17 protein-coding genes are annotated in these 22,043 nt (G+C 60.7%); 9 read left to right on the top strand and 8 right to left on the bottom strand.

The window, feature by feature from the left end:
- Positions 1-277: 277 nt before the first annotated feature.
- Genes speD through dinB form a run of 5 tightly spaced genes read left to right on the top strand, consistent with a single transcriptional unit; the run spans position 278 to position 6,399 of the window.
- Positions 278-667 carry an adenosylmethionine decarboxylase gene (gene speD / locus LVS58_RS07560; protein WP_233690529.1) on the top strand — a complete coding sequence of 130 codons (390 nt, stop codon included), beginning with the start codon at positions 278-280 and terminating at the stop codon, positions 665-667.
- Complete coding sequence (locus LVS58_RS07555) at positions 651-2,057, top strand: coproporphyrinogen-III oxidase family protein (protein WP_233690528.1); 1,407 nt, start codon at positions 651-653, stop codon at positions 2,055-2,057. Before speD ends, LVS58_RS07555 begins: the two co-directional genes overlap by 17 nt.
- A 14-nt stretch (positions 2,058-2,071) precedes the next feature.
- Entirely contained in the window at positions 2,072-3,289 is a 1,218-nt protein-coding gene (locus tag LVS58_RS07550) for an MFS transporter (protein ID WP_233690527.1), read from the top strand.
- A complete protein-coding gene (locus LVS58_RS07545; RefSeq protein ID WP_233690526.1) occupies positions 3,267-5,318 on the top strand; it encodes an ornithine decarboxylase in 2,052 nt (683 codons plus the stop codon). Before LVS58_RS07550 ends, LVS58_RS07545 begins: the two co-directional genes overlap by 23 nt.
- The gene (gene dinB, locus LVS58_RS07540) at positions 5,311-6,399 is read left to right on the top strand and encodes a DNA polymerase IV (RefSeq protein WP_233690525.1); all 1,089 of its coding nucleotides are present in this window, start codon (positions 5,311-5,313) and stop codon (positions 6,397-6,399) included. Before LVS58_RS07545 ends, dinB begins: the two co-directional genes overlap by 8 nt.
- Here dinB and LVS58_RS07535 read toward each other — a convergent pair.
- The 7 genes from LVS58_RS07535 to LVS58_RS07505 all read right to left on the bottom strand — a co-directional run bounded on the left by LVS58_RS07535 (position 6,347) and on the right by LVS58_RS07505 (position 11,770).
- On the bottom strand, positions 6,347-7,249 hold the full coding sequence (locus LVS58_RS07535; RefSeq protein ID WP_233690524.1) for an AraC family transcriptional regulator: 903 nt from the start codon (positions 7,247-7,249) through the stop codon (positions 6,347-6,349). The two genes, dinB and LVS58_RS07535, sit on opposite strands and share 53 nt — an antisense overlap.
- Complete coding sequence (locus LVS58_RS07530) at positions 7,246-7,560, bottom strand: AzlD domain-containing protein (RefSeq protein ID WP_233690523.1); 315 nt, start codon at positions 7,558-7,560, stop codon at positions 7,246-7,248. Before LVS58_RS07530 ends, LVS58_RS07535 begins: the two co-directional genes overlap by 4 nt.
- Positions 7,557-8,249, bottom strand: coding sequence for an AzlC family ABC transporter permease (locus LVS58_RS07525; protein ID WP_233690522.1), 693 nt, complete (start codon positions 8,247-8,249; stop codon positions 7,557-7,559). Before LVS58_RS07525 ends, LVS58_RS07530 begins: the two co-directional genes overlap by 4 nt.
- A gap of 147 nt (positions 8,250-8,396) precedes the next feature.
- Positions 8,397-9,092 (bottom strand): sel1 repeat family protein, encoded by a 696-nt coding sequence (locus LVS58_RS07520; RefSeq protein ID WP_233690521.1) that lies wholly within the window; start codon positions 9,090-9,092, stop codon positions 8,397-8,399.
- 138 nt (positions 9,093-9,230) lie between these two features.
- Positions 9,231-10,313 (bottom strand): hypothetical protein, encoded by a 1,083-nt coding sequence (locus tag LVS58_RS07515; RefSeq protein WP_233690520.1) that lies wholly within the window; start codon positions 10,311-10,313, stop codon positions 9,231-9,233.
- Positions 10,314-10,352: 39 nt separating this feature from the next.
- Positions 10,353-10,979 carry a LysE family translocator gene (locus tag LVS58_RS07510; protein ID WP_233690519.1) on the bottom strand — a complete coding sequence of 209 codons (627 nt, stop codon included), beginning with the start codon at positions 10,977-10,979 and terminating at the stop codon, positions 10,353-10,355.
- A 2-nt stretch (positions 10,980-10,981) separates the two neighbouring features.
- The gene (locus LVS58_RS07505; RefSeq protein ID WP_233690518.1) at positions 10,982-11,770 is read right to left on the bottom strand and encodes a YqcI/YcgG family protein; all 789 of its coding nucleotides are present in this window, start codon (positions 11,768-11,770) and stop codon (positions 10,982-10,984) included.
- Between the two features lie 159 nt (positions 11,771-11,929).
- Between LVS58_RS07505 and LVS58_RS07500 the strand changes: the two genes are divergently transcribed.
- A complete protein-coding gene (locus LVS58_RS07500) occupies positions 11,930-12,850 on the top strand; it encodes a LysR substrate-binding domain-containing protein (RefSeq protein ID WP_233690517.1) in 921 nt (306 codons plus the stop codon).
- Here the strand turns inward: LVS58_RS07500 and LVS58_RS07495 are convergent.
- Positions 12,831-13,727, bottom strand: a complete 897-nt coding sequence (locus LVS58_RS07495) for a LysR family transcriptional regulator (RefSeq protein WP_233690516.1) — start codon at positions 13,725-13,727, stop codon at positions 12,831-12,833. The two genes, LVS58_RS07500 and LVS58_RS07495, sit on opposite strands and share 20 nt — an antisense overlap.
- A gap of 117 nt (positions 13,728-13,844) precedes the next feature.
- Here LVS58_RS07495 and LVS58_RS07490 point away from each other — a divergent pair, with 117 nt between their 5' ends.
- The 3 genes from LVS58_RS07490 (at position 13,845) to LVS58_RS07480 (ending at position 21,962) form a co-directional block, all read left to right on the top strand.
- Positions 13,845-15,035, top strand: a complete 1,191-nt coding sequence (locus tag LVS58_RS07490; protein ID WP_233690515.1) for an MFS transporter — start codon at positions 13,845-13,847, stop codon at positions 15,033-15,035.
- Between the two features lie 66 nt (positions 15,036-15,101).
- On the top strand, positions 15,102-17,462 hold the full coding sequence (locus LVS58_RS07485; protein ID WP_233690514.1) for a DNA polymerase II: 2,361 nt from the start codon (positions 15,102-15,104) through the stop codon (positions 17,460-17,462).
- Positions 17,463-17,540: 78 nt separating this feature from the next.
- Positions 17,541-21,962, top strand: a complete 4,422-nt coding sequence (locus LVS58_RS07480) for an NEL-type E3 ubiquitin ligase domain-containing protein (protein ID WP_233690513.1) — start codon at positions 17,541-17,543, stop codon at positions 21,960-21,962.
- Positions 21,963-22,043 lie beyond the last annotated feature (81 nt).

Genomic DNA, 22,043 nt, shown 5'->3' with positions numbered 1-22,043 from the left:
CTGTAGGACTATTCCTAGGTTCTGTTCTGAGCATGTAGTGCGAGTTTCTGTTGTTACAGTTTTCATGTTGTGCGCAATCCTGGGTGAGTCTTAGATTGATATTGCCCGAGCCAAGCAAGGGCGATTTCAATAATCTGAAAGGAGCTCTCATATGAAATCTGCAATCGAACTGTTCAAGACCGATGTAACTGGCGTAACCACTAAAGGTGTTTGCATGTGGTAAGCACGGGGGTGGCGTCATGCCGCCCCTTTATTTCCCTTGAGAGGAGCATGGTTTATGAACGATCGTGGCTACCACACCATCTGGGATATTACTGGCGCCAGTGCTAGGTTGTTGAGCAATGAAAAAGTTCTGCACCGTTTTTTTCTTACTGCATTGCAGGCGTCCGGGTTCACCGTCATAAGCGATATGATCCACAAGTTTTCTTCGGGTGGGGAGGGGGTGACGGGGATTTTTCTTCTGTCTGAGTCTCACCTCTCGTACCATACTTATCCGGAGCGTGGATATATTAGTATTGATGTCTATACCTGTGGGAAAAATAATCACTCGATCAACGACGGTATCTCTGCGTTTTTTGGCGCGGACGTTCAAGTCAACAGAAGGACACTGTTACGCGGGAGTATGGTGACTGGCCTGTCGGGGGTGACGTATGCGACTGCTCGATAAAGGGCTGGTAAAATTTGACTACCAGTTTCCACTTTATAATTTTTTCTTCCCCGCTCAGACGCACAATCTCTACGAGCCTGATAAACGTCAGTTTTCCGAAATAATGGCCGGCGCCAATCAGGCGGCACGCTCGCGTGCGTTGTATTTTCATATTCCCTTTTGCGAAGCCATCTGCTCGTTCTGCCCGTTTACACGCGGGTTGTACAAGAATTCCGAGGCTATTGACCGATACACACATGCACTCATCCGTGAAATAGAGTACAAAGCGCAGATTGTCGACTTGAGGGCGGTTCCTGTAAGGGCAATATTTTTTGGCGGAGGAACACCCTCACTATTGTCGCCGCGGAATATTCATGACATTGGTGAGGCGTTGCATCATCATTTTGATATGAGCACTGTAGAGGAGTTTTCATTAGAATTCAACGTGACCAGTGTGACCGAAGAGCGCGCTCGTGTTCTGGCTGAAATTGGTGTAACCCATGCGCGTTTTGGTCTGCAAACGACAGATAGCGAATGGCGTCAGCTTTTCAATCTCGACCCTGATATTGGCAAGATCGAACGTGCCGTTGAACAGTTACGTACCCATTTCGGATATGTGCTATGTGACATCCTGTATGGCATGAATGGCAGCAGCGAGCAGCAAACGCTCGCCGATATAGACAAAGCTGTCGCGATGGGTGTCAGCAATGTCGATATCTATCCCATAAACAATGCCGCTACATCCGTAAAACTTCACAAGCAGATCAGGGCTCGCTTTAATGATGTGATGCCCGCCATGCGTAAGCTCAACATGAAATTCATGCTCGATGAGCATCTGCGACAGTATGGCTATGTCCCCTACAATGGACATGGTTATGTGCATAGATCCGGAACTGATGGTGCGCTCTTCACCAATGATTACTCCTTTATCTACCACGAACATGTTTATGGCTATGCCGATCATGACCTGTTGGGCTTCGGGGTAGGTGCCATTTCGTCGGTGGCGGGGCAGGTGATTACCAACGTTTCCTTGCGCGAAAAATACATCCAACGTATGACGGCAGGAGAGCACCTGTGCCAGGTGAGCGGGCATGACCCGGTGCTGGATGTGGTCAAGCCACTTGTGCTTCGTTCGGCATATCACGGTTACGTCGACAAGCGTTTGGTTGAGCTGGACCGTGTGCCTGAGGCGTTGATGCAGCGGCTTGATGCACTGATCCATGCAGGACTGGTTCTGGAAGACCACCACTGTTACCGGCTGACGCGGCTTGGCTGGCTTTGGTACAGCAACATCATGTTCTACCTGATGCCGGCAAGTGAGCAAGACATTCTCAGGAAGCTGGTTTTCGAGCGGCTTGATGTACCTGGGCGTGACATTACCGAACATGAGTTGATCTATGCCGCTGGCTGAGGGAAGCACGGACTATGCAGGCGTTGAGTCTTAACCACGGTACGCGTTTTTTGGCATTGGGCTATTGTTTTTCCAAATGTGGTGAGTTCGCATTCGAAGCTGCATTTGCCGTGGCCATCGTGTCCATGACCGAGGCGGATCTGCTTTTGATTGGCATCGCGTACTTCTTCCGCTATCTGCCGAGTATGCTGTTTTCACCTTTGGGGGGGTGGCTGGCGGATAACGTCGACAAGAAACGAACGTTATTTGCAGTAGAGGGAGCCAAGGGCCTTTTGGCACTTGCTTTCTTTACCTTGTTCAGTTTGTCGTCGCCGGTATTGCCCGTCCTGGTGGGCCTTGCGATGGTCATGACAGCGCTCGAATGCCTTTATGTACCTACGTTTCGCGCGTACTTTCCCGACCTTGTCGAAAAGGATCAGCTGGCCTCGGTCAATAGCGGTATACAGGTGATCGAGGATGCTGCCTCGATTATCGGGCCGCTGGTTTTCTCGGCATGTGTGTTACTGCTTTCTCGCGAAGCAACCTTTTTGTTTTTTGCGGCGAGCCTGGTGCTGTCGGCCTTTTCCATCGCCACCTTGGCTCCTGCCAGAAAGGGCGTCCGGCAGGCTTTCGATGGGCGGGCCATAGTCCGGGACTCGGCGCGCAGTGTGAGTCAGCTCAGGGTTAGCAATGCGCCTTTGTTTGCTGTTATTGGCTGCACCACGCTCTGCGCGATGTTCGCCACGTCGGTAATTCGCTTCATCCTTCCGGCGTCGGTGCTGGAACACTTCGCCTCTGAAGCGGCGGTCGGTTATGTATTCTCACTGCTTGCGGCAGGCACCGTACTGGGCGGCGTGCTCTACACACGCTGCAACCCGCGCACAACCCCACGGTTGGTTCTGCGTTACTGGGTGCTTTACGGCGCACTCTTTTTTGCCGCGGCAGTGGCACTGCAATTCAACAGCTGGCTGTTCCTGCTGATTTTGTTCCTGGTCGGCTTCATTGGTGCATTTGTCGATATCGCTATCGTGACGAACATCCAGTGCTTGTCGAGCGAGCATGAGGTTGGCAGAAATTTCTCCCTCTACTACTTCACTGCCGTCATTGGTGATGCCGTTTCAGGTCTGGTTGCCAGCTTGGTCTTTGTGCTTGCGGGGCCGGCCACCTTCATCTGGATGACGTTCATGCTGTTCATCGCGCCGGTACGCTGGAACCTGAAAGGAAGTGCTCATGACACCGACAATCGTTTATAGCGTGCTGTTTGATGTAGACGCATGGGAGGGGGTGCAGACTGTACCTTTGCATATGGCGGGAAATCTTGCGCTAGCTTCGGCTTTACTCTTGACGCCTGATGATGCGCGGCAAGCCAATGTGCGCGAGGCGTTAGCGCGTTGGCGCATACCACTGTTCATTGCCTTGACCCCTGTGGATGACCCGGTACCAGCGGACAATGAAGGGTGCCTGGTCTTACCATTGTCGGAGTTCGACAGGGCCAGGCTGACGGCTGCCGCGCTCGCCTTTGATAATCAAGTGCTGCCACCTTTCACGCGTACGGTTGCATCGTTTGTGGGCAAACGACGGCCAACTTTTGCCTGTCCTGGCCATCAAGGGGGAGCGTGTTTGCGGCAGCATCCCGCCGGGGCCCGTTTCTCGCAGTTGCTGGGGCCTGGCGTTTTCCATGTGGATGTGCCGCATGCAGCGCCGGAGCTGGGTGATGTGTTAAGTCATGAAGGCCCGGTACAGCAGGCCGAGCAACTGGCTGCAAGGGTTTTCGGTGCCGACGATACGTGGTTTGTGCTCAATGGCACGTCCACAGCCAACAAAGTTGTTGCCAGCGCGCTGTTGTCGGCCGGTGATCTGGTGTTGATGGATCGCAATAACCACAAGTCGGTGTTTCTTGGTGCATTGGTCCAGTGCGGCGCCTTGCCGGTGTATCTGGACAACGTGCGAGATGAGCGGGGGTTGCTAGGCGGCTATCGGCTGGGCGCCCTGGATGAAGCCCGGTTGCGCAGCCGGGTGAGGCAAATATGCGAGCACCGAGCGCACGAGCCCAGGCCCTTTCGTTTGGCCGTGATCCAGCAGACGACCTGCGATGGAGTAGTGGTGGATGCGGCAGCATTGTTGGCACGCATCGGACATCTGTGTGATTACGTACTCTTCGACGGTGCCTGGGCTGGCTATGAGCCTTTTGTCCCTACGCTGGCTGGGCTATCGCCGCTGAAGGTGCATTTGACCGAAACCTCCCCCGGCATTGTCGTGACCCAGTCAGTGCACAAACAGATGTCCGGGCTCTCACAGACCTCGCAGATTCACAAGAAGGACAAGCATATAAGGCACCTGCGCCGTTATTGCAGGTGGCCAGTGTTCAACGCCGCATTCATGCAGCACGCTTCAACAAGTCCGTCTTATCCGCTGTTCATGTCCCTGGAAGTGAATGCTGCCATGCTTGCCGATGGTGAAGGCGAGCGCCACTGGCAGCAGGCCTTGTCGGGTTCACAGGCACTGCGTGATCACGTTGCAGGCCGCTGCCGCTTCATCCGGCCTCTAGCCCCGTCTGTTTCGGATGCTTCAACCGAATACCAGCCACAGGGTGCATTGAGTATCGAGCCCGGCTTGCACCATGTCGACCCGTGCAAAGTCATCTTCATCACTCGGGGGCAGCTCGATATTCCGGCATGCCTGGTTACCCAGTACCTGCGAGACTGCGACTTTACTCCGGAGAAAACGGACTTCTACTCCTTCACCCTTCTAATGACGCCTTCTAGCGACAGTGCCGTCCTGATGAGGCTGGTAGATGCCCTTGAAGCTTTTGAGGCGCATTTGCTCCAGGGTACAGAGGCGCTGCAAGTGCTCCCTTCATTGCGTGCTGCTCCTGAGCCTTATCACGGGATATCGCTCGCGACGCTCGGTGAACACATCAACAAGTTCTACCATGCACATCAGCTGGAGCAGCGGCAAAGCGAGATTTTCAGTGTCATCGAAGTTGCACAGGCAGATCGCTCACCCTATCAGGCCAATCAGCAGTTTGTGCGTGGTGAGGCCAGCCTGGTCAGGGTCGGACAGGTGGCAGGCAGAGTAGCAGCCGAGGGTGTTATCCCCTACCCACCGGGGATCATGTGCATCGCACCAGGTGAACGCTGGACGAGTGCTCTGGTTGCCTACCTGCTGGCGATCGAGACGTTGTCGGCGCAGTACCCCGAGTTCGCCCCGCACATTCAAGGGGTTCATGCCATTCGTAATGCGGATGGCTCAACGTCGCTGGGGGTATTCGTGCTTGGCTGAAAAGGTACAACCACCATCGGCCCCTGACAGCAAGTTCATTCATGTCGACATGGATTCCTACTTCGTCGCCGTCGAGTTGCTGGATGCACCGTGGCTGCGCGACCGGCCTGTTGCCGTGGGAGGCCGGGCGATCGACCGCGGAGTGATCAGCACATCCAACTACATCGCCAGGCAGTTTGGTGTCAGAAGCGGGATGGCAACCGCCACTGCGCAGCGGTTATGCCCCGAGTTGGTGCTGTTACCTGTGCGATTCGAGCGGTATGAAGCGGTGACCCGCAGATTGGACAGCATCTTTCGCCGCTACGATCCGAATGTTGAATTTCTCTCGCTGGACGAGGCCACGCTGGATGTTACAGGGCAGGTACATTGCAACGGTTCGGCGACGCTCATGGCATTGCAGATCCGTAAAGCAATTGAACAGGAGCTGAAGTTGACGGCTTCCGCAGGCATCGCACCTTTAAAGTATCTGGCGAAAATGGCTTCGGAAGTGAACAAACCCAATGGCCAGTTTGTTGTTAAGCCGGATCAGGTGCAGTCTTTTCTCGCGAACATGGACGTTCGCAAGATTCCCGGGGTAGGGCCCAAGACCTGGGCTGTTCTGCAGGCCATGGGCTGCATCACATGTGCTGATGTCACTGATGAGATGATACCGGCACTGCTGCGCCAGCTTGGGACGCACGGTTTCTATGTATGGGAGCGATGTCGGGGGCAGGAGAGCTACGAAGGGAAGCCTGGGAGTTTCCAGTCGCTGGGTGTTGAATATACGTTGCCCAGTGACTGTAATGACTTCGCCTGCTGTGCCAGAGAGCTGGATGAACTACTGGCTGCATTGGCAGCACGCCTGGACGCGCTTGGCAGCGAGCCCCGCATTGTCAGGAACCAGGTCAAACTCAAGTTTTCGGATTTTTCCATCGCCAGCACCGAGGCGCCTGCCCTGGCGTTGGAACCGCAGGTGATGCAGGGCCTGTGCCGTGCGCTTTGGGACACCAAACGGCAAGGGCGGTCAGTACGACTGGTCGGTATTGCCGTCAGGGTTCGAAGGGATCATTTGGACCCTTTTCAACTTGAGTTGGCGCTATGAGCACTTGGCCGTGCACGACCGAATGAACACAAGCCTGCCGATACGCCCCCGGTGTCACTCCGTAGGCCTGCTTGAACTGCCGGCTCAAATGGCTCTGGTCGGCAAAACCAAGGTCGAACGCCACCTCCGAAGCGGCCAGGCCGCTCTTCAGCATTTCCCGGGCGCGGGCCAGGCGGCGTTGCTTCAGCCAGGCATGGGGTGGCAGTCCGGTGGCTTGGCGGAACACTCGAGCGAAGTGGAAGGGCGACAGGTTGACTGCTGCCGCCAGCGCTTCGAGCGAGGGCGGGTCGGCCAGTTGGCTTTCCAGCAGTTCGCGGGCGCGGGCCACGGCCAGTGGTTCGCGGCCTGGGGCCGAGGGTTCGGCGCATTGCCCGTGGCGTTGCACCAGGGCCAGCACCGCCTGGCGCCAGGCGGTCTGTTGCTGCAGGGCGCTGGCGCCGTTTTCGGACAACTGATGCAGCTGGCTGAAGGCGATGGCCAGGGCCGGGTCATGGATCACGCTGTCCTTGAAACTGGGCATGCCGTGGCGGCCCAGTTCCAGTTCCTCGAGCACACCGGTGACCCGCTCGTGCTCGGGATAGAAGCCGCGATAACGCCAGCCGGCTTCGTGGGCCGTAGCGCCGGTATGCAGTTCGTCGGGGTTGATCAGCACCATGCTGCCGACCGGCGCCAGGTGCTCGCTGCCGCGGTGCCAGAAGCGCTGGGCGCCGGATTCGATCACCGTGAACACATAGCCTTCATGCACATGCGGGGCGAAGCGCTGCTGGAAGTAGCGCGCGTGCAGCATCTCGACGTCGCCCAGGGCTGGCGCCTGCCAGAGGTGTGTCTGCTCGCGCAAGGGCGGGCTCATGCCAGCCAGCTGCGCAGAAGGAAGAAGATCAACATGCTCACCAGCATGCTCAGCAAGACGCTGCGGGTCAACAACACCAGGGCGATGGCCACAAGAGAGCCCAGCAGGTAGGGGTTGAACAGGCTCAGGTTGAGCTGGTGGTCAGCCATGAAGATGATCGGGCCGCAGATGGCGGTGAGCATGCCCGGCACGGCAAAGCCGAGAAACTGCCGGGCATTCGAGCTCAGGCGCAAGGGCAGGCGCGGCTCCAGGAATGCGTAGCGGTTGAGGAACACGATGGCACCCATGGCAAAAATCAGGATCCAGGTCATGCGCGGGCTCCGGCTAATTTCTGGCAGATGAACCCGGCGCTCATGCCCAACAGGCCGGCGACCACCAGGGCGGTTTCCCAGTGCCAGTAGCTGAACAGCACTGAACAGAACAGCGACACGGCTACACACACCACGGTGGCCAGGTTGCGCACCAGCGGCGCGATCAGGGCGACAAAGGTGGCGACAATGGAGAAATCCAGGCCTAACTGGTCCAGGTGAGGAATGTTCTGGCCCAGCAGTATGCCGGCCAGGGTGAACAGGTTCCAGGCGATGTAGAAGGTCAGGCCCACCCCCAAGGCATACCAGCGGTTGAATTGCTGCTGGTCGTACTGGCTGGTCAGGGCGAAGAATTCGTCGGTCAGCAGAAAGCCCAGGCCGAGCCGCCAGCGCAGCGGCTGGCTGGACAGTACCGGGCGCATCGACAGGCCATACAGCAGGTGCTGCGAGGTCAGCAGCAGGGTGGTGAGCAGGATCGACGCCAGGTTGGCACCCCCCTTGAGCATGCCAATGGCCACCAGTTGTGCGGCGCCGGCGAAGACGATGGCCGACAGCCCCTGCCCCTGCCAGGCGCTGAGGTTGGCCTCGATGGCCATGGAACCGGCCAGCAGGCCCCAAGGGGCAACGGCCAGGGACAACGGGAGAATGGCAATGGCGCCGTGAAGAAAGGCTTGGCGGGCGATGTGGGGCATGATGGCTGCATGACGGCTACGTGGCAGGCCAGCATGACAGACGGGGCAGGGGATGGCTTGAACGATCTTGCTGGTCGACGCGTGTTCGCCTCAACCTCAGTGGCCAACTGACAACAGGGCCGCGAAGCGGCCCCGAATGACCAGAGGTTATGGGTGGCTGGTCAGGAGCTGGTGCGCCGTTGCGCAGCCATTGGTGTCTACGGCTTTCTGCAGCAGGCTCGTGCGCTGCTGTGGGTCGAGGTCGCCAAGCAGGCGGTACACCTCGGCCTGGTAGTCGCGCTGCCGCCCCCACAGCATTTCCAGGCCTTGTGGCCGACTGCGGTTGCAGGCCAGGCGCGTGGCAGGTTGCGGGTAGTAGGGGGCGTACACGGTGGCCATGCTGGGGATGGCCTCCAGCGCTGTACGGTATTCGCTGCTGACGTTGTAGGGCTGGCACCAGGTGGCGATGGCGGGCGCCGGTGCGGCAAACCCCTGCTGGAGGCTGGCTTCAAGCAACGGGCAGGCGGCTTCCGGGATTTGCGCGGCGGGCAGGTACGTCATGTAATACAGGGCCAGACGGTACTGTGCGACCGGGTGGCCAAGCGCAACCGATTTCTTCAGCAGGGCAACCGCTGTCGGCAACGTGTGGGCCATGGCCTGGCCCTGGCGGCTGAGCTCTGGGTCGCCGCCCGCTGCGGTGCGCAGCGTGCTGGCAGCGTCGTCCTGGTTATCGGCCTGCTCCAGTAGCGGCAAGGCCTGACGGTAGAGCAGGTCGGCATGCGGGTCGATGCGTACCTCCAGCGCTTGCGCGGCCAGTGGCAGCAGCGCAGCCAACAGCGGGGGCAGGCGTCGCACAAGGCTCACAGGCAAACCCCATGGATGGCCAGGTACGGATGGACGGCTTCGGTGTTCATGGCGGTCAAGCGTGCGCCTCGGGCAAGTCGTAACGACGACGTATTCTAGCCACCCAAGGGGGGTGGCCGAAAGACCACTCGGCAACTGTCAGACGAGCTTGATCGGCGTGACCTTGCGCTGGGCATGTTTTTCCTGGGCCAGCCCCAGCTTGGCGGTGATCACCTTGGCCAAGGCATTGTTGCCCAGATCGTTCAGGTGCAGGCGGTCGATGAACAGGTCGGCGCCGAACACGGGCGAGCTGTCGAGCATGCAGTTCATGTCGTAGCAGGGCACCGGGTCGGCCTGGCTTTTGATGCGGCGGAAAAATGCCGAATGCAACTGTCTGTCGAATGCGCCCTCCAGCAGCCGGTCGAAGTTAGCCGGTTGCTGCTGCAGCGCGGTCAGCATGGCTTGCTCGCCGGCGGGGAGGATATCCCGGCACCAGGGCAGCAGTGGTTGCAGGATGAAGGTGAGCGTGGCGTGGCTGTCTGCCAGCAGACGGTCCCATTGGCGTAAGGTGCGGCCAATGTGGTCGGCGGCACGGGTCAGCCGTTTTTCCGGGGACGACAGTGGCCAGCTGACCGGTGCTGCGACCACAGGAGGGGCCAGCGCCTGGCCGATGCGCCGCCACAGCGACTGCCGACGGGGTGGTGCGCAGGGCTGCACGCCTTCGCTGAAACTGTTGAGAAAGGCTTGGTAGGCCTTGCCGTGCTGTGGGTCGTTGGTACCCGCGAGGATTTCACACAGGGCTTCGTGAGCCAGGCTGTTGAGGCCACTGAGCACCACCACATGGCCGAGCTGGCCAAGGCGGTGCTGGTGGGTCAGGAACATCATCAATTCCTGGGTGGCGTTGAGCCCGCAGCCGGCCAGGCTCAGCCAGACTTCGCCCGTGAGCATCGACAGGTGCGAGGCCACCGTGTGTTCGTCGGAGCTGGCACCGATGCCCAGGGCGGTGGAACCACCGACAAGCAGGTTGATGCGCGACGCACCACTGTGCTCGGCCGCCGAAAAGCGCTTGCCGGCGCAATGGCTGTAGCGCAGGCCAAGGGCATCGGTGTTGATGGTGCCGGAGCGGTAGCCGGTTTCGTGCACATGCAGGGTATAGGGGGCACGGCGACTGCCCAGCAGGAGAAAACGCTGGTAGTCCTGCTGCAGCGGCGAAGGAGACGGGCTCGTTTCAGTCGTGGTCATGGTCTCTCCTTCGCTGATGCCGGGTACTTTGCAGCAGATTCAGGCTGTCAGTTCCTTGAGGTTGTACAGCAGGCCGCCGGCGGCGATCAGCAGCAGGGCGACGCCCGACGCCAGGCTGATGATGCGGTTGCTGCGCCGCGAGGCGATCTTGCCGATGGCGAAGATGTACAGGCTGAGCACGGCGAAATCGATGGCCACCCACAGTAGCGACAGCACCACCATGCTCTTGCCGAACGATTCGGTGATCTGAATGAACTGCGGGAAGAAGGCGATGAAGAAAATGATGTCTTTCGGGTTGGAAATGCCCACCATGAAGCCTTGCATCAGCCCGCCGCGCCCAGCCTTGGGGGCCTCGCTCGCCGCGTCGGACGCGGGTGCCTGCAGCGCTTCTCTCAGCGTGCCGATGGCAATGTAGCCGATGAACAGGCAGCCCAGCAGGCTCATGGTGCTGAGCCATGCCTTGTCGATGGCGGCACTGGTGAGGATGATCCACGCTGCCGCGCCGATCAGCACCAGTGATGCCCAGTTGGTGCCGACGGCGGTGAACATGGCCTTGCGCGAGCCGGAGGCGGCCGCAGTGTTGACGATCAGTGCCACCACCGGGCCGGGAGTGGCGATCAGTAGCAGCACGGTGAGGGCATAGGTGGCGGTGAGTGCGGTATTCACGGTCAGTTCTCGATCAGTATGTCGGGTGTCGACTGGTGCGCGGCATGGGCGTGGAAGGGGCAGCGTGACGGGTTGAGCGAGCCTGTCTCCTGCAGTTGATACTGCTTCCACTCGTAGTTGTCGGTATCGCCGAAAGAGCCAAGGGTGTTGGGCACAACGCCGTCGTTGTAGTGGTGCACGCGCTCGCGAATGCGCTCGCGGATTCGCCTGCCACTCTCGGTGCTGGCGTTGGCCACTTCGTCGAAGTTCTCCCGCGGGTTGATGACGAAGGTGATGTGCTGGCCCAGATTGCGGCTTTTCATCTGCTGATGGCCGGGGAAGTTCATGTTGATGAACAGCGGCATGCCGGCATAGCAGAATGACCAGCCGCTATCGTCGGGATCGGTCGGGATGCCCTGAGGCCACGGGTGCGGGTCGCGCGCATGCACGCCGCGCAGCACCTTCCAGGCCAAGGCCTGCTGCTCGGCCAGGCTGCTGCCGGCGGCGGTTTCGAGAAACACCACCAAAGGGCTGCCAATGCGCTGTTTGGGTGCGATCGGTGAGACGGTACGCACATAATTGGCCAGGCCCTGTGCGATATCATCGGCCAGTTGCTCGGCGCGAGCGAAGAGAATGTGGCAGGTTTCGCCGTTTACCGCCTTGCGGCCAAACAGGCAGGGGAATTCGGGGTTGGCGAGAATACTGCGAAAGTGTTCTATGGTTTTGAACGTCCAGTGTTGCATGGTGTGACCATGGTCAGCGGCGAGCTCCAGCGCATCCAGGCGATAGCAATTTCCATATCCCGTAAACATGATTTCCCCAGGCGTTGATTTAAGTGAACGTTCCAGTCACATGCAGGCAGGATCTTGGTTATGTTTGTTATTTACGGCATTTTCCGAGACGCTCCTATCGTTGTAAAACGCGTGGAGTTATGACCTACTATTAGTCTTACTCATGCTCGGGACGCCGCCATGTCGGAACGGATTCAGGCCTTGCACGCGCTGCGTGCCTTCGAGGTGGCCTCTCGCTATGGCTCTTTCACCCGTGCGGCTGAAGAGCTGGCCCTGACCCAGGGCGCCGTCAGCCACCACATCAAGACCCTCGAAGCCCTGTTCGGCTGCGACCTGTTCGAACGGCGGGGGCCGAAACTGAGCCTGACCGAGCATGGCCGCCTGCTGGCCCAAGAGCTGAAGGTCGGCTTCAAGATCATCGAAAATGCCTGCGCACTGCTGCGTCAGGATCGCTACGGCCTGCGCCTGAAGGCGCCGTCCACGCTCACGGTGCGCTGGCTGCTGCGGGCGCTGGATGCGTTCAAGAAGGTTGAGGACAACTGCAGCGTGCAGCTATCGAGTGTTTGGATGGACATCGACAGCGTGGACTTCTATTCCGAGCCCTACGACTGCGCCATTCTCTTGGCCAGCGGGCGTTTTCCCGCCGATATCGAGAGTTTCAAACTGTTCGATGAGTGGCTGATCCCGGTATGTCATCCGGATTACATGACGCAGGTACAGCCGCAACTGGCCGACCTGAGCCGATGCGAGTTCCTGCACCCGTCACCCGACCGGCGAGACTGGCGGCGATGGCTGGCGCGAATGGATGCGCTGGACATCAGCATCGACCAGGGGCAGGTGTTCGACACCCTCGACCAAGGCATATCGGCCGCCCAGCAAGGCCTGGGCATTTCAGTGGTCGATCTGGTGCTGGCCAGCACCGATCTGGCCGCCGGGCGCCTGGTCACACCGTTCAAGCATGCCGTTGCGACCGGCGACGGTTACTACATGACCTGGCTCAAGGCCAGCCCGAAAGCGCGGCAAATGCACAAGCTGCGTGACTTTCTGCTCGGCCAGGTCCCGCCGTTGGCCTACAAGGACATCAACTACCTGTACGGTTGAATACCCGCTCGAGCATGAAGTCGATGAATACCCGCAACTTTGGCGGCATCTGCCGCCCGGACGGCCACAGCAGGTAGAAGCTGCCGCGCCGCTCCATGAAGTCGTCGAGTACGCTGACCAGTGAGCCATTGCCCAGTTCACGACCCACGTTGAAGTCCGGCAGACAGGTAATGCCGCGGTGGTTCAAGGCAAAGCAGACGCGTGTTTCGACGTGGTTGCAGACCATCGAGATGGGGATGTCGTAGGCTTGCTCGGGGTGCTCCTGGCGCAGCGGCCAGGTTTCCAGCTTGCCATTGCTGGGGAAGCGATAATGCAGGCAGGTATGCGCCGCCAGGTCGCGCGGGTGCAAGGGTGTGCCGCGTTCGCGCAGGTACTCGGGCGAGGCCACCAGACGGTGCTGAAAGTGCCCCAGGAATTTGGCGCTGAGCCGGGAATCCACCGGCTGGCCGCCGCGCATCACCACATCGAAGCCTTCACCGACGATATCCACCATGCGGTCGGAGAAGTCCAGGTCCAGTTCCACTTGTGGGTACAGCGCCATGAACTCGGCCAGAGCCGGCATCACCAGCCCGGTGACCTGCGGCATGCTCACCCGCAGGCGCCCGCGCGGGGTTTCGCTGGCTTGTGACAGCTCCTGCTCGGTGGCCTCGATTTCAGCGAGGATGCGCCGGCTACGTTCGAGAAACATCGTGCCCTCGGCGGTGAGGGTGATGCTGCGTGTGCTGCGGTGGAACAGGCGCACACCCAGGCGGCTTTCCAGACGCGCTACTCGCTTGCCCACTGCCGAGGCACTGATCCCCAATGACTGACCGGCGGCGACGAAGCTGCGGGTTTCGGCTACCCGATTGAAGACCACGAAGCCGCTGAGGCTGTCCATGTTTCATTCCTGATTGCGGACATTGGTGTCCTGGGTGAACGGTATTGTAACCGTCTTTTTCCGCAATGGCCTTGTCTTGCAGACTGTTCGCCTCGTTTCCCACTCAAGGCATTTGCAATGTCCCAGACATCTTCCGCACCGTTGCTGGCCGCCAGCAACGAACGTCTGCCCGTTGGCGGACTGCTGGCGCTGGCCATGACCGGTTTCATCGCCATCCTCAGCGAAACCCTGCCGGCGGGTTTGCTCGACCAGATCGCCGATGGCATGCACATCAGCCAGGCCATGGCTGGGCAATGGGTCACGGCGTATGCCTTGGGCTCGTTGCTGACTGCCATCCCGTTGGTGACGTTGACCCAAGGCTGGTATCGGCGCCGGGCGCTGTTGCTGGCGATCATCGGCTTCGTGCTGTTCAACGGCCTGACGGCCATGTCGGACTCCAACAGCCTGACCCTGGTGCTGCGCTTTTTCACGGGGGCTGCGGCCGGCCTGGCATGGGGCCTGATCGCTGGCCATGCCCGGCGCATGGTGCCGGTACCGTTGCAGGGCCGGGCCATGGCGCTGGCCATGCTCGGGCAGCCGATTGCCCTGTCGCTCGGCTTGCCGATTGCGACCTGGCTGGGCGCGGGGTTGGGCTGGCGCGCGACGTTCGTGGTCGTCACGTTGGTGGCGTCGCTGCTGGTGGTGTGGGTGTTGCGATCCGTGCCGGACTACCCGGGGCAGGCTGCCGGCAAGCGCCCGGCGGCCATGCAGGTATTGCGCACGCCAGGGGTGTTGATCGTCTTGCTGGTGATCCTCACCTGGATCCTTGGCCATAACATTCTGTACACCTATATCGTGCCGTTGCTGGCGGCGGCAGGCATGGCTGCGGACATTGGCCCCGTGCTGATGGTGTTTGGTCTGTCGGCGCTGGCCGGGATCGGCCTGGTCGGGCTGCTGGTCGACCGGCACCTGCGCAAGCTGGTGTTGCTGAGTCTGGCCGGTTTTGCCTTGGCCACGCTCGCATTGGGGCAGGCATCGTCGTGGCTTGTGTACTTGAGCATCGCCTTGTGGGGAATGACCTATGGCGGCGCCCCGACCCTGTTGCAGACAGCGTGCGCCGACGCAGCAGGCGAGGGGGGGGATGTGGCGCAGTCGATGTTGGTGACGGTGTGGAACAGCGCCATTGCCCTGGGCGGGATCATTGGCGGATTACTGCTGGCTGGGGCAGGTGTGGCGTGGTTTGGCGTGGTGGTGCTGGTGTTGATCGCCTTGGCCTGGCTGCTGGCCTGGGCGGGGCGTGGAAGCGGTTTTGTGGCGGGTAGGCGCTAAAACACTCATGCCAGGCGCGACACAGGTAGAATAACGCCATCTACCCACAATCCAGAGGTCGACGCAGTGGAGTTGCAGCAGGGTTTTGTCCTGACCCGGCACTGGCACGATACGCCGGAGGGCACCTGTGTGGAGTTCTGGCTGGCCACCGATGCTGGGCCGCGGCTGTTGCGGCTGGCTGCGCAGGAGTCGGTGGCGTTCATCCCTCAGGCGCAGGCCGAGCACGCCCGTGTGCTGCTGGCCAACGAAACAGGGACGACGCTCAAGCCGCTGCGCCTGAAGGACTTCGAGCATCGCCCGATGCTCGGCCTCTATACCCGCCAGCATCGCCAGTTGATGCAACTGGAGCAGCGTCTGCGCACCGCCGGTATTGACGTGTTCGAGGCCGATATCCGTCCGCCGGAGCGTTACCTCATGGAGCGTTTCATCACGGCGCCGGTGCAGTTCACTGGCCAGCCGGATGCGCAGGGCGTTTACCGGGACGCCCAGCTCAGGCCGCTGCCAGGCTATCGCCCGGCGTTGCGCCTGGTGTCGCTGGACATCGAGACCAGCGAGCGTGGCGAGCTGTACAGCATCGCGCTGGAGGGCTGTGGCCAGCGCCAGGTGTACATGCTCGGCCCGGCCAACGGCGATGCCACCGGGCTTGACTTCGACCTGGAGTATTGCGCCGATCGCGCCGCCTTGATCAACCGGCTCAACCAGTGGATGGCCAGGCATGACCCCGATGCCATCATTGGCTGGAACCTGGTGCAGTTCGACCTGCGCCTGCTGCATGAGCACGCCAAGGCGTTGCAGGTGCCACTGACCTTGGGGCGCAACGGTGCGGTCATGACCCTGCGCAGCCATGCCGGTGGCGGCCATGTCTTCGCCGATGCGCCGGGGCGGCTGTTGATCGATGGCATCGAGGCGTTGCGTTCGGCCACCTGGAGCTTTGCCTCGTTCAGCCTGGAGAACGTGGCCCAGACCCTGCTGGGTGAAGGCAAGGCCATCGACACGCCGTACCAGCGCATGGACGAAATCAATCGCCGCTTCGCCGAAGACAAACCGGCCCTGGCGCGCTACAACCTGAAGGACTGCGAACTGGTCACGCGCATTTTCGCCCATACCCGGCTGCTTGACTTCCTGCTCGAACGTGCCTCGGTGACGGGCCTGGCGGTGGACCGCAGCGGTGGGTCGGTAGCCGCGTTCTGTCACTTGTACATTCCACAGATGCACCGCCTTGGCTTTGTCGCGCCCAGCCTTGGCAGCCGCCCGGACGAAGCCAGCCCCGGCGGTTTTGTCATGGATTCGCGGCCAGGGCTTTACGACTCGGTGCTTGTGCTGGACTACAAAAGCCTGTACCCGTCGATCATCCGTACCTTTCTCATCGACCCGGTCGGGCTGATCGAAGGCCTGCGTCTGCCTGACGACGCACATTCGGTCGAGGGCTTTCGAGGTGGGCGTTTTTCACGCACGCAGCACTGCCTGCCAGCCATCGTCGAACGGGTGTGGCAGGGTAGGGAAGCGGCCAAGCGCGAGGGCAATGCGCCGCTGTCACAGGCCTTGAAAATCATCATGAATGCCTTCTACGGAGTGCTTGGCTCCAGCGGTTGCCGTTTCTTCGACCCGCGCCTGGCGTCGTCGATCACCATGCGCGGCCACCAGATCATGCGCCAGACCAGGTCCCTGATCGAGGCGTGTGGCTACGATGTGATCTACGGTGACACCGACTCCACCTTTGTCTGGCTCAAGGGCGCACATGCCGAGGAAGACGCGGCGCGCATCGGCCGCGAGCTGGTGGCAAAGGTCAACCAATGGTGGCAAGCCCATCTGCACGAGACCATGAACCTGCAGAGCGCCCTCGAACTACAGTTCGAGGTGCATTACCGGCGCTTCCTGATGCCTACCATCCGCGGTGCCGATGAAGGCAGCAAAAAGCGCTATGCCGGCCTGGTGCAGCGGGCCGACGGCTCGCAGGACATGGTTTACAAAGGCCTGGAATCGGTGCGCACCGACTGGTCACCGCTGGCCCGGCAGTTCCAGCAGGACCTCTACGGCCGTGTGTTCCGCGGTGAGCCCTACCGTGATTATGTCCGCGAGTACGTGCGGCGAACGTTGGCGGGCGAGCAGGACGAACTGCTGGTGTATCGCAAGCGCTTGCGTCGCCCGCTGGCCGATTACCAGCGCAACGTGCCGCCGCATGTGCGTGCCGCACGCCTTGCCGACGACTACAACCGGCGTCTGCAGCGCCCTTTGCAGTACCAGCGAGGGGGCTGGATCAGCTACGTGATCACCACCGCCGGGCCTGAGCCGCTGGAAAACCTGCAGGCACCGATCGACTACGATCACTACATCAGCCGTCAGCTAATGCCGGTGGCCGACGCCATCCTGCCCTTTGTCGGCGATGATTTCGCGCGTCTCACCGACCATCAGTTACTGCTGTTTTGAACGGGTGGTAGATAGCTAGACGTCAGCCTGACGCTACGGTCTTCAGACTCGGTCCTCCATGTCGTTGCGGAGGCAGAGATGCAGAGCACTAGCAATCAATCATCGGCTGTGGTCGATACCCTTGCCATGGCACAAGCCTGCCAGGACCAATACATCGCACAGCGGCTGCCGGCCTGGATGAAGCGGCTGAGCGTGGCCGACTTCACCCTGTTGAGCGAGGCGCTGCCTGAACTGCTGGCCTGTCGCGCAGGCTTGTCGTCAGCACTGGCGCGGCTACGCAACCTGAATGCATTTACCCAGCCCTTGCTGCAGCAAGCGCTCGGTGCCCACGGCGACCTCGACGTTGGTCGCCTGTACTTTCGCCAGTGGTACACCTTTACCTCGCCCACGATCCATTATGTAACCAGTCGGCTTCCGGTTGTCGGCAGCGATTACTACGATGTCCCTCTGCTCGAAGCCGCTTTGAGCAATTTCACCGCAGAACAGCAGCGCGACCAGCCACCTGGCAATTGCCTGGTCGATGCGCGTGGCGCAAGGTGTAGTGAACTGTCTGCACCGGGTTTCGCCAGGCTGTGTCGAACGCTGGATCTTGGCCAGAAATACCAGGCGCACCTGGATTCGGTCCTCCAGCCCGACGTCAGGGGACTGCTGACGCAACGGCAACGCTACAGCATGCTGGTGGATGCCCTGCAGGCCCGGGCGCAGGGCGTATTGAGCGCAGACCAATTGCGCTGGGTGGTGGCGCTCTGCGTCAAGGACACGCTCGGCAAGCTCGAAGGCGCACCGGTTCGCGTGCGCCAGTTGGCGGTGTTCGGTTGCCGCTTGCAGCAGATCGTCGTGCTGGACGTGATCGACGAAGGCCTGTTGTTCAACACCAGCAAGCGCGTGCTGGTCTATGTACCGGGTGACCCGCACGGCCCCTGGAGCGTGCGCAGCGACCTGGAAGATTATGTCCGCCGAGTGCTTGGCAAACGGCTGCGCGAAGATGACTACCGGCGTTTCTTCAACCGCTTCGTGCGCCGACGCGATAGCCAACGCTTCTTCTCGGCCCTCAGTGAGCGGCTCGATGATGTGCCCAGCTGGGCAACCCGGGACCTCGATGAGCATACCTTTGCCTATCGCCTGCCATTGTTCGAACACCTTGCTGACGACTGGATTGCGCGGATCAAGGACGATGCTGCGGTCATCGCCCCGCCCGTGGCCTTGCTTGATCGCGAGGTCCAGGCCGAACACGCCCGCCGTTTGCGTGCTGAAGGCTGGACCCTGTTGGGTGTTGCAGGGTTCTTCGTTCCGGGCGTCGGCGCGGTGTTGTTGGGGGTGATGGCCTGGGAACTGCTTGAGCAGACGTTCCAGGCTGTAGGGGACTGGCAGGACAACGAACGCAATGCGGCACTGGCGCACCTGCTGAATGTAGGCAAGGGGCTGCTGGCTGTCGGGGCAACCGTTGCCGTCGTTGCCACGGCCCGGCGCGCCTGGAGCGTGGTGGACAAGCTGGTACCCGCGCAGCTGGAAAACGGTGAGGAAAAACTGTGGAATGCAGACCTCAGCCCCTATCGCTGCGAAAGCCCGCCAGATACGGCGGAGCCGGACATGGAGGGCATGCACCGCCTGGGCGAGCGCCGCTGGATCAGCATGGACGGGCACTGGTATGAGGTGACCTGGCACAACCACGATGAACAGTGGCAATTGCTCCCTTATCAGGGCTATGCGCCGCCGCTGCATAACAATGGGGCTGGTGCGTGGCGGCTGTGGTCCGAACAGCCCGCCGAGTGGGGCGACACACGCCAGTTGTTCCGCCGCCTGGGCGGGCCATTCAGCGACCTTGACGATGCGCAGATCGACCGGTCGCTGGCGATCCATGGCCTTGATGATCAGCATCTGCGAGCTTGGCATGTGTATGGCCGACCGCCGGAGGCAGCGTTGGTCGACACCGTCACGCGCGTGCGGCTCGCTGGCAGGGTTGGTACGTTGGTCAACCAGTTGCGCGAGGGCGGTGTACCCGCAGACCCGCAACTGCTGCAGCGGGTCATGAGCCTTCCACAGGCGGCCGGCAAGGACGGAGCAGCGTTGGCCGATGTGGCTTGGGCCGGGCGACGAGAACTGCTACAGGAGATGTACGAGGAGCAGAATCCCGACACGGACACTGGCCGCCTCTTACGACAGAATTTTGCCAGCCTGCACCGCTTGGCCGCCGATGAGGTGTTGCGCGATGCCAGCGAGGATGACCTGCAGCTTTTACGTGAGACAGGGCGCGTGCCGTTGCTGGTGGCCGAGGCAGCAAGGTTGCAGGTTGCGCGAATCCGAATGGCGCGGGTGTATGAGGCGCTGTGCATTGATACCCCGCAGAACCTCGACCTGGCGCGTGTGGTCTTGAATATGCTGGTGCATGTGCCGGGGGCTGGCGGGCCCGGGTGGCGGTTGTTCGACGGTGATGCTGGCGAGCCGTTGTTGACGGTCGAGGGATCGGGGGAGACATTTGACGTGCTTCATCGTCATGGGCTGTTCCGCCTGCGTGCCCGAACGCAAACGGATATCGGTGAGACGGGCGAGTTGTTCGAGACCTTGGCCGCAGCCTATGACGACGCCTCGCAAGCGGCCATCGGTCAAGGCCAGCCCTTTGTGCCTGCGCTGCGCCAGGCGCTGACCAACCTGGCTTTCGACCAACACCAGACTGTGATGAATCTACTCAGGCTGGAACAGCCGAGCGGCTCGTTTCTCGCACCGCAACGTCTGGCTGATGGCCGGATTGGTTACCCCATGGCGGGCGGCAGGCTCTGGGGGGCGTCAGGGCGAAACAGGCCAAGGGCGCTTCAGACCCGGTTGCGAGACCTGTATCCGGCCTTTACCGACGAACAGATCGAGCGCTGGTTGGCCTCAAGTGACGCGCAGGCCAGGTTATCTATGCTGGAGCAGCAATATGGGGTGCTCAAAAGGCACTTGACCCAGTGGGCACGCAGTGCCTTGCTGTCACCAGAACTGGCCGCCCGGCGTGAGTTCAGAAAGGGGCTGATCAACTGCTGGCGCTGTCTTGTGCCGGAACTGCAAGGGCAAGCAGCACTGGAGGACGGGCGTTTCATGCTGGCCCAGACCACCAGCCGCTTGCGCCAACTGCCGGCCCTGCCCGCGCAAGTAGGCTTTCCCCACGTTTCGATCCTGGTCTTGCGCGCCATGCGTGTGGAGCACGTTCCGGACGAGTTTCTGCGGGCGTTTCCCAACTTGCGCAACCTGGAAATCACCCATTGCCGCCTCAGGCGTTTGCCATTGCCTATGATGCTTGCCCAGAAACTGGAGGTACTCGACTTGTCTGGTAACCAGATCACGCTCGACCAAGGCCAGGCGTTGGTCCTGGCAGATTGCCGGTCCCTGGTGTACCTGAACCTTTCGGACAACCCGTTGCGCAGGGCATTTTCCGTCCAGGCAATGACCGAGCTTAATGCCCTCTACCTGTCGAACACCCAGTTGCCCGAGTGCCCCTACGGGCTGATGGACGCGCCAGAACTGCACACCCTTAACCTCAGCGATAACCGTATTTCTGAATTGCCCGAGGGGTTTCATCAATCGCAGCTGTGGCGCTCGGGCAGGGTCGAGCTTTCCGGCAATCTGCTGGCGGCCGCGCAGGATGGGTTTTCAACCTGGCATTTGCTTGAGGCCAGTCGCGTGCCTTACCGCTTGCGCATTCTGGATGCGTTACCAGGCGAACGTCGAGATGAAATGGCTGCACTGTGGGCCCACGTCGAGTCCGAGGAACAATCGGAAGAGTTCTTCAATACCCTGTCGATGCTGACAGAATCGGGCGCCTTCAAATTCTCATCGACTGCATCCGCGCTCGCGGCCCGTGTGTTCGACATGCTCCAGGCGATGTCTGAACATGAAGCCCTCAGGCGTGAACTATTCGAGCACGCAGCGGCGACCGGTTGCGAGGATAACGCCACTGTGCGTTTCGCCGACCTGGAACTGCGCGTGATGATATGGCGCACGAGGCACAGCGAAGCTGCCCGGCCTGAACGGACCTTGCTCAAGCTCGGTGCCCGGATGTGGCGGTTGGCAGTGCTTGAACAAATTGCCGCTGAGCATGCTCATCGGGCGGGGGCGGGCGCTGAATCGATCGAATTTGCCTTGGCCTATCGAATCGCCTTGCGCAAGTCTCTGGACTTGCCTGGCCAACCCGATGAAATGCTTTATGCAGGGATCCCTGCCTTGAGTAATCAGGACCTTCTCCTGGCCCGTGAAAACATCCTGGCGCGACAGACTCGGGAGGGCATTGCTGATTACCTGTCACGCCAGTGGTTCTGGCAGGACTACTTGCGCAAGACCTCCGCGGTTCGCTTGCAGGTGCCGCAGTCGATGCACGCTGAACTGGAACGGCTGATGGAGCTGGGGAATCGGGAAGAGGAAATTGCACGGTTGCAGATCCGCAATCAGCAACGCGAGCATGCGGTGGTGCTGCAGTTGACGCTGGAGGCGCTGGACCGGAATACGGTACAGCATCTGCTCAGCTAGCGGGTGGGCGGTTGTCTGGCCGCAGGCATTAGCTATATAGCGCCTGGCAGGGAGCAGGCCCCTTAGTCTGGCTTCTTTTCA

Origin of the sequence: Pseudomonas sp. JR33AA (assembly GCF_021378985.1) — a bacterium.
Classification (GTDB): domain Bacteria; phylum Pseudomonadota; class Gammaproteobacteria; order Pseudomonadales; family Pseudomonadaceae; genus Aquipseudomonas; species Aquipseudomonas alloputida.
Note: the sequence above shows the minus strand (reverse complement) of the source record. Positions and strands in the feature narration are given on the sequence as shown.